11 protein-coding genes are annotated in these 13,970 nt (G+C 44.2%); 2 read left to right on the top strand and 9 right to left on the bottom strand.

The window, feature by feature from the left end:
• The first annotated feature begins 7 nt into the window (after positions 1-7).
• Together VNM22_22990 and VNM22_22985 are read left to right on the top strand one after the other, a co-directional pair.
• Positions 8-2,134, top strand: coding sequence for a BatA domain-containing protein (locus VNM22_22990; protein HWP50039.1), 2,127 nt, complete (start codon positions 8-10; stop codon positions 2,132-2,134).
• A gap of 428 nt (positions 2,135-2,562) precedes the next feature.
• On the top strand, positions 2,563-3,132 hold the full coding sequence (locus tag VNM22_22985; GenBank protein ID HWP50038.1) for an HNH endonuclease: 570 nt from the start codon (positions 2,563-2,565) through the stop codon (positions 3,130-3,132).
• Between the two features lie 326 nt (positions 3,133-3,458).
• On the opposite strand, the gene lpxC is transcribed toward VNM22_22985, so the two are convergent.
• From lpxC to VNM22_22940, 9 genes are all read right to left on the bottom strand, one after another.
• On the bottom strand, positions 3,459-4,343 hold the full coding sequence (gene lpxC / locus VNM22_22980) for a UDP-3-O-acyl-N-acetylglucosamine deacetylase (protein ID HWP50037.1): 885 nt from the start codon (positions 4,341-4,343) through the stop codon (positions 3,459-3,461).
• A 131-nt stretch (positions 4,344-4,474) separates the two neighbouring features.
• On the bottom strand, positions 4,475-5,131 hold the full coding sequence (locus VNM22_22975) for a class II aldolase/adducin family protein (GenBank protein ID HWP50036.1): 657 nt from the start codon (positions 5,129-5,131) through the stop codon (positions 4,475-4,477).
• 12 nt (positions 5,132-5,143) lie between these two features.
• Positions 5,144-5,401 carry a hypothetical protein gene (locus VNM22_22970; GenBank protein ID HWP50035.1) on the bottom strand — a complete coding sequence of 86 codons (258 nt, stop codon included), beginning with the start codon at positions 5,399-5,401 and terminating at the stop codon, positions 5,144-5,146.
• A 28-nt stretch (positions 5,402-5,429) separates the two neighbouring features.
• Positions 5,430-6,536, bottom strand: a complete 1,107-nt coding sequence (menC, locus tag VNM22_22965) for an o-succinylbenzoate synthase (protein HWP50034.1) — start codon at positions 6,534-6,536, stop codon at positions 5,430-5,432.
• On the bottom strand, positions 6,526-7,359 hold the full coding sequence (locus VNM22_22960; GenBank protein HWP50033.1) for a GNAT family N-acetyltransferase: 834 nt from the start codon (positions 7,357-7,359) through the stop codon (positions 6,526-6,528). The genes menC and VNM22_22960 overlap by 11 nt, the downstream gene beginning before the upstream one ends.
• Positions 7,360-7,560: 201 nt before the next feature.
• The gene (locus VNM22_22955) at positions 7,561-9,561 is read right to left on the bottom strand and encodes a hypothetical protein (protein HWP50032.1); all 2,001 of its coding nucleotides are present in this window, start codon (positions 9,559-9,561) and stop codon (positions 7,561-7,563) included.
• 204 nt (positions 9,562-9,765) lie between these two features.
• A complete protein-coding gene (locus VNM22_22950; GenBank protein HWP50031.1) occupies positions 9,766-10,197 on the bottom strand; it encodes a response regulator in 432 nt (143 codons plus the stop codon).
• Positions 10,198-10,578: 381 nt separating this feature from the next.
• Positions 10,579-12,057, bottom strand: a complete 1,479-nt coding sequence (locus VNM22_22945) for a sigma-54 dependent transcriptional regulator (protein HWP50030.1) — start codon at positions 12,055-12,057, stop codon at positions 10,579-10,581.
• A gap of 197 nt (positions 12,058-12,254) precedes the next feature.
• Positions 12,255-13,958, bottom strand: coding sequence for an ATP-binding protein (locus VNM22_22940; GenBank protein HWP50029.1), 1,704 nt, complete (start codon positions 13,956-13,958; stop codon positions 12,255-12,257).
• Positions 13,959-13,970 lie beyond the last annotated feature (12 nt).

The following is a 13,970-nucleotide window of genomic DNA, read 5'->3' as shown; positions in this document are numbered from 1 at the left end:
CTTTGTTATGTTCTCATTTCTAAACCCTTTTTATTTATTCGGGCTGACTTTAGCCTCTGTACCCATTATTATTCATATGATCCACCGGCGAAAAGCGAAACCCATGCGGTTTCCAGCTGTGGAATTTGTATTGCTTTCCAACCGGGAGGTTGCCCGGAGGTTGAAACTCCGGGAAATTTTGCTGTTGATATTACGCACCCTTATGGTAATCTTGCTGGTACTCACCTTTTCCCGTCCTCTTTTAAATGCTTCTATCGGTCAGGATACCCAGCGACCTAACAGCGCAGTTATTTTGTTAGATAACTCCTACAGCACCCGATATCAAGAACCTGAAAGCACTCGATTTGAACAGGCCAAAGAGATTGCACGCCGGATCGTTAAAAAATCCCGGGGACAGGATAGCCTCGGCTTAGTTTTTAGTGATAACGAAAAAGTAACCACCTCGATTCCTCTTCTCTTTGACCACCAGAAACTTCTAGGAGAAATTGATAAAGCAGAACCCTCCTATTTGGCTGCGGATTTTTCCGGTGCCCTGGATAAAGCGTACACCTTTCTGAAGGATTCAAACTTTTTGGATAAGAACCTTTATATCATCACCGATTTAGCCCGAAACGGATGGGAATCTGTAAATGTGGCCAATATTAAGTTTTTTAATCCTCAGGTCCGAGTCTATGTAATTAACCTGGCCGAAAATGAAGAACGGGATAATGTGGCCATTCAGGATGTACAACTCAATCAAAATTTTATCGGAGTGGATCTACCGGTTTCCTTGAAAGTTAAGGTAAAGAACTTTTCTTCTAACCCGGTTAAGAGTTTGACCGCCCGGTTGTACATTGAAGGGAAAAAAGTTGCCCAGAAGTTCCTCGATATCAAACCCATGGAAGAAGTGGAAGGCGAGTTTCGCTATCAATTCTCCAAGCCGGGGTGGTACAAAGGCTTCGTCGAAATCAGCGATGATAACCTCATGGTAGACAATAAATTTTATTTCTCCACCCACGTCCGTGAAAAGATTAGAGTCCTGGTCGTCAACGGAGATCCGAACAGTGTTTTCTATAAGGATGAAACCTTCTACTTGAGATATGCTTTGAACCCGAAGGTAGCCTTTGAGCAGTTTATTATTTCGCCGATTATCGTAGCCACGACGGAATTTGAGAACTATGAGCTAAAAGATATTGATGTTCTCATGTTTTGTAATGTCGGCACACTTTCTGAGAATAAGCTTCAAGAAACCCTTCGTTATATTCGCCAGGGGGGGCATCTGATCATTTCCTCAGGAGAAAAAGTCAAACCAGACGTTTACAACCGGCTGTTTTTATTAAAGTTTAATCTGCTTCCCTATAAGTTACAGAGCGTGGTAGATACAGGATCGACACCGGTTAAGGTAAATACAACCAATTTACATCATCCTATTTTTAAGGTTTTTGAAGAGGAAAGGCGCGGCAGTTTAGGATCTGCCGAATTTAGAAAGTATGTGAAAGGGGATTTGACAACCCTACAACCTAGCTCCCAGGTGATTGCGTCCTTTACTTCAGGAGATCCTTTCATAGCCGAGCACAAATTGGAAAAAGGGAGTGTTCTGTTTTTTGCCTCGACCCTAGATCGGGATTGGACCAACCTTCCCAGCAAGCCAGCCTTTTTACCCCTTCTTCATCAGGCTATATACTATCTGAGTACTGGTCTGGAGGAGGTAAGAAGAGAAGAACCTTTAAGAGTCGGACAGGTTAAGGAGGTTAAGCTGGACCTGGCAAATCCTCCCTCCCAGGTCATGGTTGAAGATGCGGAAGGAAGAGCCCAATCTGTTGATCTCCAGATGGATGAAGCCCAACCTCTCCTGGCCTATAAATCCACCTATATCCCAGGAATTTATCGGGTGATATTACCGGGCCAATCGAACAAAAAAGATTCTTTTCTCTTCTCTGTAAATCTAGACCCCTCGGAGTCAGACCTGAGTCCTATATCGCAGGAAGAGATCTCCAAACGACTCGATTCGGTTCCAATTAAACTTATTCCCAAATCCTCCTTTCTGAAAGGTGAAAACCTTGTCGATAACTCACGAAATCAAGTCTGGCCATTTCTGTTATCCGCCCTGCTGGGGCTTATGATTCTGGAGACCTTCTTAGCCCACAAAGATTGAAGATTTACCCTCCCCTCCCAGGGTATTCCCTACGGGAACAGGTACTGTTTGGATTTTCATTCCCTTTGAGTTTCTCGTTCCCGGGCTCAAGCCCGGGGGCGAAACAGGGGTAAAAAATTATCCTTGGCACAAGAGATAAACCAATAACCGTTAGTAACGGTAACCCTTTAGTAGGTGTCACTTTTTCTATCTGAACATCTCCCTAACCCCCCTCCAGGGGGAACTTCAGCAGCAGCACCCCCCTGTCAGTTCCCCCTGGAGGGGGGGCCAGGGGGGTGCTTCTTTTTCCACTTACTAAATTGATACGGAGACTAGCCGTTAAAATTTTATTGACATAACCCCCTTATCCATGGTAGCTTATAGGAAAGATTACGTAATAAGTTTATTTACTTACTTTTCAGATTATTCAAAGGGGTGATGCCTTGTCTGTGAATTATGCCGTCTTGGTACTGAACGCGAGTTATGAAGTGATTCACGTTTGTAATTTAAAGAGAGCGATTACCCTGATATTTAAGGGAGTAGCCATTGTCGAGGAAGAGACCGATATGGTTTTACGCTCTCCTACCATATCTATCCCTGTACCGGCTGTAATCAGGCTTTTACGGTACGTAAAGATTCCCTATCATCGGGTTAAGTTTTCGCGAAAAAATGTATTGATCCGGGATAATTATATTTGCCAGTATTGTTATCAAAAATTCAAAATTATGGATCTTACCCTGGATCATGTAATCCCCCTTTCTCGAGGTGGATGGGATGGATGGGATAATGTAGTAACTGCCTGTCGGTCATGCAATAATCGAAAAGGAGACGATACTCCTGAAGAAGCTGGCATGAAACTTTTAAGAAAACCGAGACTTCCCAGTGTGGTTACTTATTTGCAGATTATAAGACGGCTCGGAGAAGAGAAGAAAGAGTGGCGACGATATCTGTTTTTTGATCAGGAAGAAGAGAATTCCCTGGAACGTCAGCAAGAGAAATATCTTATTTCTTCAACCTGACGCAGAGTTTTAATACACTGTTTACCTCATCTTGACCTCATAATGCCGCTTTCACTTTTCCACTCCCCTCCCTTTGTGGGAAAGGGGCCGGGGGCCTAGGCGCCAGGTTAAGGTGCCCCCACCCTTTCCCTCCCCCGTTTCCCAGGGGAGGGAATTTCGCTTCAAAGTTCCTTTCCCTGCAAACTAAGGTAGGGGCGCAAGGCCTTGCGCCCATACAACGTCTCATTTGACATTAAGGGGGCCCTCCTCATGGATCTCACTCCTTATCCTGACGCGTATGGGGGCTGGGGGGGGGGTGAGGGCAGAAACTTCACAAAGTACTACTTTTAGACGATCTTCCTTTCATCCAGGCTTCCTTTTCCATTACCAGAGGTATAATACCAGGAGTTTTGTTGAAGAAGAATTTCTCGAACCAGTTTGGAATGCAGTAAGTGACCCCCCTTGTAAACGGTAATATGTCCCAGAATCCGGGTTCCCAATAAAGCTAAATCTCCCAGGAGATCTAAGATTTTATGTCGAACACATTCATCCTCAAATCTAAGACTCCCATTATAAACCCCATCCCGGCCAATTACAATGGCATTTTCTAAAGAACCTCCTTTTGCCAACCCCTGTTGGCGTAAATTCTCTATTTCTTCATAAAGACAAAAAGTCCGGGCCGGGGCTATCTCGGTAATAAAACTTTCGGAGGAAATGTCGATGGTCTTGGTTTGATTTTTTAAAAGGGGGTGGGGAAAGTCTATGGTATAGGTGATACGTAACCGGGGATAGGGCTTAATAGAAATAGCCCTATCCTTATCATAAAGTTCAATGGGACGATATACTTTAATAAACTTTCGTCTGGCCTCTTGAATTCGGATACCTGCACTTTGCAGCAATTGAACGTAATAATTAGCACTTCCATCAAAAACGGGTACTTCTTCGGAATCCAATTCAATGAGGGCATTATCGATTTCTAATCCCATCAAACAAGATAAAAGGTGTTCAACGGTTTTGATAACGACCTCTCCATTTCCCAAGGAAGTTGCATACTGCGCGCTAATCAGATTGGTATGGAGGGCGCTCACTGCTTTTCGGTCGGGAAGATCCGTTCGTCTAAATACAATTCCACTATCTATAGGAGCCGGGTGGATACGCATCGTAACAGGCCGACCGGAATGAAGGCCGATTCCGGAGCACTCAACCGATTTTTTTAAGGTCTTTTGATTCATTTCCACCTCTTTGTGCGGTATTTTATCCGATGGTTAAAAAGTTTCCAAACAAACTCCACAAACTCTGCTTCCGTAGGTTCGATCTTTCCATATATCACGAATAAATTTTTAGTCAAGATCCATCTGCTTGTTCATGGGGAAGATTTTCTCAGATATTGCGCACGTAGTTCCATCAATTTTTCAACCGCTTCAGGAGGAAGAACGTTTTCTCTACCCAGGAGTCTGGCCACCAGGCTTATTCTTGCAAATTGCTCTAAGGTTTCCATCTTGTAATAAGCCGTTATTAAATCCTTACCTACCGTCAGAGCCCCATGATTAGCCAACAAAAGTGCATCATGTTGAGCAATAGAATCCGAAACCAATTCTGCCAATTCCTCGGTAGTCGGGGTGGCATACTTGAGCAAAGGAACTGTACCCAGGGTAACCACAACTTCCGGCAAGATAAATCGATCTAAGGCAAGGCCTGCAACGGCAAACCCTGTACCCACAGGAGGATGAGCATGAATGACTGCCTTTACATCGGGGCGGGTATGGTAAACAGCTAAATGCATCTTTAATTCCGAAGAGGGTTCTCCCTTTCCTTCCAGCTTCACACCTTTTAAATCCGTTTTCACAATTTGACCCGGTGTCATAGATCCCTTATGAATACCTTGAGAGGTCGCTAAGAGGGTATTTTCATCGACTTTAATGCTGATATTCCCTTCGGTAGCAACAATCAACCCTTTTTGATAAAGCCTTTGCCCTATTCGGATGATCTCCTGCTTATAAAGATTAAGCTTTTTATCCATCCTTCTCATCTATCAGGCTTTGAGAGATTCATAAAATTTTCTGGCACATTCCTGGCTACAAAAATAATACCGATGCTGCCCGATTTTTTGTTGGATGGCGGTATTTTTAGGAATATACACCCGGCAGCTTGGATCTTGAACCATCTCCCCGCCCAGGATCAGTTCATTGGCTTCCCTCTTTTTTATTTGAAAAAAGAGCGTACGAGCCTGTTTTATGATCTTATGGATTATCCAAAGAACAAGGATAAAAATGATTAAACGGGTGATCATTTTTAAACACCTACCTTAAATTTTTTTACTACGCTTCAAAGCAATAGGAAGCTACCGTATATTTTTTAATCTGCTGTTCCACGGGACGATAACCGATTCCAGGAGCTTCTATGACCTTAATCTTACCGTTGTCCAGCTCAATAGGAGGGGCTACAATATCTTCCTGATAGTACTTAGAACTGGCAGATACATCTCCCGGTAAGGTAAAATTCGGAAGAGTGCTGAGGGCGATGTTGTGGGCCCGACCTATTCCGTACTCATGCATACCTCCACACCAGACCGGAATACCCTGCCGGTAGCACAAATCATGAATTTTTCGGGCTTCATAAAGTCCCCCGACACGGCCCGGTTTGATATTGATAATCCGGCAACTTCCCAGTTCTATGGCTTTCCGGGCATCCTCCACCGAATGAATACTCTCGTCTAAACAAATAGGAGTTTTAATCTCCCTTTGTAATTTGCTATGATCATAAATATCATCGTGGGCGAGAGGTTGTTCGATCATCATCAGGTGATACTTATCTAATTCTTTGAAGAGGGGTAAATCCTGAAGGGTATAAGCCGAATTGGCGTCCAGCATAAGTGGAATATCTCCGAAATGGTGCCGGACCGCCTCTACAACGGCCAAATCCTTGCCGGGTTTGATTTTAAGCTTGATCCGCCGATAGCCTTCCTTAAGAAAACGTTCTATCTTGGGAAGTAAATCCTCAACAGACTTTTCAATTCCCAGGCTTACTCCGGATTCAATGGCGGTTCGAACGCCCCCCAAAAGTTTATATAAGGGTTTATTCTCCCAACGGGCCAACAGATCCCACCAGGCCATTTCAAGACCGGATTTGGCGAAATTATGGCCTTTGATATTCCAGTACCTATGGATAAGATCTTCCACAGAAACGATATCCTGACCCAATACCCGGGGGATAATAAAATCCTTTAGGATATGCAAACAGGTCTGGGTGGTTTCATAACAATAAAAAGGCTCGGTAGGACAGGCACATTCTCCATAACCGATCAGCTCACCCGAATAGATTTTTACCAGGATATGATCCAGATGATCTTTCCGGCTGGAACTGGTCTCGAAAGGCTCCTTTAATTTTAACTGAACATGAAGTAAATCAATCCGTTCAATTTTCATGGGTTAAGTAATAGAAATTCCGTCTTTTATTATCGACCCGCAGGCTGACGACTTCTACAATGGAATATCCTTCTCCCAGAAAGTGCATTAACATTTCCCGTAGCTGCCTGCGCCACTCTCGGGCAAGGTCAAGATCTTGCTTAATAAGCTCAAAATCTTCCGGAATTTCTACAAAGAAATTCACATCTGGAGGACGAAGCGTATAACTTTGGTTTTGTACCAGACCCTGGGAATTAAAAACGACTTGATTAACCGTTTTGGACTCGATAACCCGTATATCTGTAGGAACCTGGAGTTCGTTTTCTCCCTTGAGGCGAATCTTTACCCGATCAGAGTTTATATACCACTCTGCATAAACTCGATCCGAATCCAGGTTATCGTTGAACACACCTCCAAGGTTTCCGTAATAGTTAGGTTCATATCTCCGAATAATTGCCCCCAGCTTATGTACATTAAAGTAGGCATTCTTACTTTGAAGGGGATCAAAAGTCCACTCAATGCGGTTTAAGCCCAACCTTAACGCATAATCCCGCTGGGCCAGTTTTAAAGCATAGCCCACATTGGCATTTCGATACTCAGGTAGAACCCCAACCATCTGGGAATGAAGATAATTTTCTCCATTCCGATAGGCATAGAACATGAAAGCAAATCCGACCAGCTTTTCGTCCACATAAGCCCCTAAAACCTGACCTCCGGTCTTGGATACTACCAGGAGGAGTCGGGCTGTATAAGGATCGGTATATCCCCAGATAGTTTTCTGGAGTTCAACTAAGGGGGTCATCTCGTCAATGGTTTTTAATTCACGGATATGAATCTCGCCCATGGCTGTTAATAATTAGGTATTTCTTCTCGCTTCTGTCAAGGTTAAAGTCGTGAAAAAATACCCTATTTCCTGACATACCCTGGTTACCTGATTAAAGCCATTCCGTTTCCCCGATAGCCGGTCTGGGGTTCGGAAGAAAGAAAGTGGACTCTTTATGAAGGATAAGGTGCAAAACGGGCTTCTGCCTTGTCCATATCCTGCCTATCCGGGAATCTCTTCAACCTTCATCCCCTTTTCAATATCCCGGATTTTTTTCAAAACTTTCCCATGGGAAAAATTTTCCTTCACCGAGGTAATTTCCAGGAGACCGACCTCTTCCTTCTCGTACCCTATAATTTGATCACCCGAAGTAAAGGGATCCCCATCCCGGATAATTTTTAAAATCATTCCAGAGGTTATGCCTTGTCTGGCGCCGATATTGATGAGAAGGTGGTTTTCGTTGTTAACCCACACGATCCGGCCTCTCAAAGGATAAGCCCTTTGGATTTTTTCCAGTATCTTTTGAGCCAACCTTTTTAAAGGTTCCTCGGATGGGGCATCCAGTCCCAGCTTCTGTGAAAAAGTTCCCTTGATGATGGCCGTTTCCGTTTCCAGGATATACAACTGAAGGGTACCGAGGTTAGCGTGCCGGGTAAAGGTACCTGCAGAAACCAACCGGGTATTCAATCGTTTTCCCACTTGAAGGGCCAGGGCCTGATCGATCAACCTCAAAGGTTCTGGCATTAATTCGCGTAATAAATCCTCTACCTTTCTCTGTTCTACAACGACGACCCTTCCGGTCCTTTGAAGAAAATCGGCCAACCGGGTATTAAAAAATTCTACTTCCTCATTTCCTATAGAAATAGGATCCTTAATTTCCAGAGGTAGGAAAGATAGGGTGACAGGTTGAGAGGTCCAGCTATCGACTTCAGCAGATCCTTCATAATCCAGGTTGAAATTCTCATTTCCGGCATTGAGAGGAGTTTTAACGATAGCTTCGATACTCTCCGGCTTATAAGATCCGGGTTCCTGAGAAACTTGATCGTAAGGCAGTCTTATTGCAGGTTCATGGGACGGGAGTCGTGGGGAAAGCCGGTGCTTATAGCTGAAGAACCCTACAATCAGAACAAGTCCTATAAGGGTGATCCCCAGGATAGCTCTCAGAACAACCGGATAAATAGGGGAAGGTTTTATTTTCTTCTCGGTTTTTTCTCTCTCCTTAGAGAGGCGGGTAATCTCTTTAGAATTTTGGATAGCTTTATAAACAGATTGAGAGATAAAAACCTGACTAATCTTTTTTCCCTCTTCTTTGACCCAGGCTGCCGGGTTCACAGCCGCTTCAGATACCTCCAGGGTGCCGTCTTCTTTCTGCTCTACCATACCGATCCCATAGTTAATTCCAATACACAGATAAGTTTCTTCCCCCTGACCGGCGGTTTCCCGAAGAATCTTTTGCATTTCGATAGCTGTTTTAACAGCTTTTTCAGGATTATTGAAACAAGCTATCAGAGTATCCCCGGTGGTTTGGATAACCCTACCCTGCCCTTCCGTGATAGGAAGAAGCAGCGCGCGATATGGTTGGAGCCTTTTAAAATCCATGAGATCACTCGATCCTCCAAAAGACTTTCCAGTACCTTCCAGGGTAATAAACATGACTGCAACGGGTTTTGTATACCTTTCCTTCAAGAGTTTTTCCAATCGGGCCCTTTTTTGGGATATTTCCTGTAACTTTTCGGGAGCTTTATAACTCCCATCGGTTATTTCCCCGTAAATGGTAGGTAAATGGGGACCCGGCTCGCTTTCACAATAAAACCATTCCAGCACACGCAGGAAAAGATGCAAAGCATTTTCGGCATCGGCAACCGTCAGGGTGGCTTGTTCAGTAACATGGTCGGCCCGGTTAGAAAGCTTATAGAGCCTATGGAAATGGGAAGCCATCTCATCGGGCAGGATATTCAATCCCTTAATCTTTTTTTCGGGATCCCCGTGAGCGGCCATAAGGATACAGTCATAAAGACTATTGCTGGGTCGTCTATACCCTGCGCATTTTAGAATCTCCTCGATTAATCGCCAAATCAAATGGGGCATACCCAATAAAACCCCAATGGGATTCTCTGACGCCCGTAACGTTTGTAAGGCATGCCTGAGTTCCACCCGAAATTCTTCACCAACCTCTGGAACCAGAGAAGCGATGCGCTCATCCAGTGATAGGGGTGTTGGCATAACAGCTTTACCTCCTTCATACGGTAATGACCATCCAATCGATAACAAAATCTAACGCAGCTTAGGAACGCAGGCGTCTCGCCTGCTTTAGCAGAATAACCTTCTCATCCATAACAAAATCTGGAAACGGAATTTGAGGTATATGTATTGAGAATAGAAAATTTAATCAAGGGAATTTTTAACTTAAAGGAAAAAAACTAAAAACTAGGGACTAGGGGACGGTTGAGGAAACACGATGGAATAGGGTTGATTGTAACCCGGGGTAGGTAAGAGGGCCTTTTTGACTGCCGTCAGCATTTCATTTTTTTTGATGGGCTTACAGAGGTAGGTATAGACTCCGAGGGCTTTCATATCGGTATAGGTAATCTCATCGCAAAAAGCGGTCAGGATGATTACCACCGTTTCAGGCTTGTCTGTTTTGATTTTCTTCAGGAGTTCTAAACCCCCTATGCCGGGCATGCGTAAATCCGTAATGACCAGGTTAAATTTATTTTTTTGAAAAAGCGCAAGGGCTTCTTCTCCACTGGCTGCTGCAGCTACCTGGTAGCCTTCCTTCGAGAAGATTCGGGTTAGTGCGCAGCGAATTTCTTTATCATCATCTACCACTAAGATGCAAGGTGTTGAATGTTGGAGCATAAATTTGAAATCTTTAGGTTAAGCTGACAGTGAAACCTTTCCTTTGATGCTATTTGGGAGAGGTCTTGTTTTACCGGTAATATAGTGAGAACGATTTTTTAAAGTGCAAGATACAAGCCATTCCTTGAACTTACCCGCTTAAGAGAGGAGAAAAACCTCTTAAGCCTGGATGAAATGCGGTCTTTTCTGATTCTAAAGTCTTTTTACAATCTTGCTTTTTTTCCATCTTCTCCGACCTGACTTGACACTTTGTCAAAAGTCAGGTAACGAATTGACCACCCTGTCCATAGGGAGGGTTAGGGTGGGGATCCCCATTGCCTGAGAAAGCTTAAAGAGTTACCTTCCCTTTATATTGTCTAGCGATCTAAAGGATCTTGAGTTTCAGGTCTGATCCAGGATGATCTCTTCTTTATGCTCCGAAGGCGAGTCCATCTTTTCCAACTCACCTAACTTTCGATAAATGGTTCTGGAGGCAATTCCTAAAAGTTTGGCCGCCAGGTTCTTATCCCCCTTGACCCGCCGCAGAGTTTCATGAATTACCTGAAGTTCTATCTCTTCCAAGGGAGTTCCCAGAGGAACGATCAAATAATTCTTGTTCAAGTTTTCTCCTTTAAGGGTTTCAGAGAGTTCTTCCGGAGTAATGGGATCGGCCCCCAGGGAGACGACAGACCGTTTAAGATTTTCAGGGAGCTCCTCCAGGGTGATTAGATCAGTTCTTGCCAGAACCACGGCACGTTCTATGGTATTCTCCAGCTCGCGAACATTCCCAGGCCAGGAATAGGCTAACAGAATATCCATGGCTTCTTTGGAGATTCCTTTGATAGATTTATGATTTTTCTCCCGATAGATATTTAAGAAATGCTCGGCCAGTAAGGGAATATCTTCTTTTCGGTCCCGAAGAGGAGGAAGGGTAAGCGTAATTACATTTAACCGGTAATAGAGATCCTCTCGAAACTTTTTCTGTTTGATAGCTTCCAGCAAATCCACATTCGTCGCCGCAACAAGACGGACATCTACTTTGATAGTCTTGGAAGAGCCAAGCCTTTCAAACTCACCTTCCTGGAGAACCCGAAGGAGTTTAACCTGGGTCGCCATACTCATCTCGCCAATTTCATCCAGGAATAGGGTTCCTCCATTGGCGACTTCGAATCTTCCTTCCCTACGGGCTATTGCTCCTGTAAAGGCACCCCGCTCGTGTCCGAAGAGCTCGGCTTCTAATAGAGTTTCAGGTAAGGCGGCACAGCTTACCTTCACAAAGGGTTTATCGGCTCGAGAACTGTAATAGTGAAGGGCATTGGCAATAACTTCTTTACCTGTCCCACTCTCACCCTGGATGAGTACCGTTGCTGAACTGGAGGCCACTTGGGAAACAATCTCCAGAACCCGACGCATGGCCAGACTGGTACCAATAACTTGTTTTCTTGAACCCAAACTCTTCAAGTCTTTGATCTGCTCTTTAAGATAACGATTTTCAGCCGCTAATGACTGTTTTTCAAGAGCCTTCTTGATGGTTTTGGTCAGCATGATCTTTTTGAAAGGCTTAGCCACAAAATCATAGGCCCCTTCTTTCATAGCCTCTACAGCCGTCTCTATAGTCCCATAACCTGAAATCAAAACAATCTCTATTTCAGGGGCTATGGCCTTACAGGCCCGGAGTAGATCGATTCCACTCATCCCGGGCATCCTTAAATCGGTCACGACGACGTGGACCGGGCGTTTTCGGATAATATCCAAAGCCATTTCACCGCTTTCCGCAGCAAGTACGGTGTAACCCTCTTTTTGAAGAATCTTTATGAGGGATTCTTGAGTTTCCTTATGATCATCTACGATAAGAATAGTAGATTCTGAGCTGGTATCCATAATTAACAAAGAATAAAAACAAAGAATAAAAAAGATAAAGTAAAAATCAATTCCTTCTTTCTAACCCCTTTCCCAAAATTTCAAATAAAGAAGAATAAGGCGTAAGAGATCTTCCTACCTCACCCCCCTTCCCCCTTTCCTGAAGCTTCAGGAAAGGGGGAAGGGGGGTGAGGTAGGGTTACAAAAATCCATTCTAGTTACTTATCCATTTTCACGCGTTGACCCACCACAGGAAATTGTAGGACAAAAGTTGTTCCTTTGCCCACCTGACTTCTACACTGGATAGTACCTCCGTGTTCGTGGATAATTTGCTGAGTTAAAGCCAGGCCAAGTCCGGTACCGTCCTCTTTGGTTGTGAAAAAGGGAGTAAAGATCTTCTCCAGATTTTTTTCCTCTATGCCGATTCCGGTATCCGAGATGATCACTTCGATTTGCTCACCCGTCCTGGCTGTGGTAATCTGAAGCTCACCGCCCTGGGGCATGGCTTCGAAGGCATTCTTCAAAATATTCAGAAAAGCCTCCCGCAGTTGTTTTTCATCTAACTTGATCTCCGGAATCGAAGGATCAAATTGGGTCATAACCTGAATCCCATGTTTTGCAATTTCTTCCTTGGAAAAGTTGAGTAAGTCCAGGAGAATATGGTTGATATTTTCCTTTTCCCAGACCGGCCTGGGTAACCGGGCAAATTTGAGATAATCCTCTGTAATAGAGGCTAATCGATCGACTTCAGACATAATTGCCGTTAAAAGCGATCTGGCCTCTTCCGTCGATACCCCTTCATAACTATTAATTTCCTCTTCCAGGAGTTCGGCGTTTAAGCTAATAGAACTGAGGGGGTTACGAATCTCATGGGCCACTTGAGCCGCCATTTTTCCAATGGTAACCAATCTTTCCGATGCAAGGACTTCCTCGGCCTTGATTCGTTTATTGTTAAGCCGGATGATGGCTGCGGCTCCGATGATAATAATGGCTACGGTCATAATGACCAGGATGAAAATACAGATGAAGCTTCTTCGAACCGAATTGGTTACATCCGAGTAAGGAACATTGACCCCGATAGCAGCCCACATCGCCCCATCGATATGAACCGGGGAATAGGCAATTAAATATTCCTGACCGGTATGAGTCTTTAGCCGGGTGTGACCGGCTTCCCCGGTCACCATCTTGGTCTCAAGGTCAAAGGACTGATGACATTCCCTACAACTATCCTCGTTCTCACTATAAGAATGATCTGCCGAATCCTTACTATCCGGATGAAAGGGATGATATAAAAGAGTTCCATTACTATCGATGAGCCAGGCAAATCCCGACTTACCGGATTTTATGGGTTTAATATAGGTATCGATAATAATATTGGGATCTACATCGGCCAGGAGAATCCCTTTGAAAGCCGAAAGACCATCCCGTACTTCCCGATTAAAAACCGGAACGGCTACGATGATCTTCCTTGGCTGGGTTTTATCTGTTAACCATTTAGATATGTAGGGTTGGCCGGTAATCCAGCAGACCCGAAAATAATCTACTCCGTGGTAATTTCGGTTTTTAACCTGTTCAAGGATTTCCTCAGGATAGGCTTGCTTTGGGATTCCGGACTCATCTACCCGAACCAGGCTAATCACTTTTCCGTTGAGTCGATCATAGAGGGTTTTGAGGTTAATCGAATTAACCCCCATTCCTTCATTTTCCAAGGAAGTCCCCAATTTTAGGGTAAAGAGAATTTCTTGAAAATGGGCTTCGATTCCGGAAGCCGCCTGCTTGGCCAGCATCTCCTGTTGTTTATTAAATTGATTCGCAATTTCTCCTTCCATGCTACGATACGCAATATACGCACCGGTTGAAAGGAATAAGGCTATACAGGCCGTTGCAATCCAGATGAGAGTTTGAAGTTTTGTCTTTCTCATTCCCCACTCCCC

The organism is Candidatus Limnocylindrales bacterium, from assembly GCA_035559535.1.
Lineage (GTDB): Bacteria > Moduliflexota > Moduliflexia > Moduliflexales > JAUQPW01 > JAUQPW01.
The sequence above is the reverse complement of the archived record's forward strand: the minus strand, read 5'-3'. Positions and strand labels throughout refer to the sequence as shown.

Coding starts and splice junctions, on each gene's coding strand:
- VNM22_22990 (HWP50039.1), top strand. CDS start 8: ATGTTCTCATTTCTAAACCCTTTTTATTTATTCGGGCTGACTTTAGCC.
- lpxC (HWP50037.1), bottom strand. CDS start 4,343: ATGAATCAAAAGACCTTAAAAAAATCGGTTGAGTGCTCCGGAATCGGC.
- VNM22_22975 (HWP50036.1), bottom strand. CDS start 5,131: ATGGATAAAAAGCTTAATCTTTATAAGCAGGAGATCATCCGAATAGGG.
- VNM22_22970 (HWP50035.1), bottom strand. CDS start 5,401: ATGATCACCCGTTTAATCATTTTTATCCTTGTTCTTTGGATAATCCAT.
- menC (HWP50034.1), bottom strand. CDS start 6,536: ATGAAAATTGAACGGATTGATTTACTTCATGTTCAGTTAAAATTAAAG.
- VNM22_22960 (HWP50033.1), bottom strand. CDS start 7,359: ATGGGCGAGATTCATATCCGTGAATTAAAAACCATTGACGAGATGACC.
- VNM22_22955 (HWP50032.1), bottom strand. CDS start 9,561: ATGCCAACACCCCTATCACTGGATGAGCGCATCGCTTCTCTGGTTCCA.
- VNM22_22950 (HWP50031.1), bottom strand. CDS start 10,197: ATGCTCCAACATTCAACACCTTGCATCTTAGTGGTAGATGATGATAAA.
- VNM22_22945 (HWP50030.1), bottom strand. CDS start 12,057: ATGGATACCAGCTCAGAATCTACTATTCTTATCGTAGATGATCATAAG.
- VNM22_22940 (HWP50029.1), bottom strand. CDS start 13,958: ATGAGAAAGACAAAACTTCAAACTCTCATCTGGATTGCAACGGCCTGT.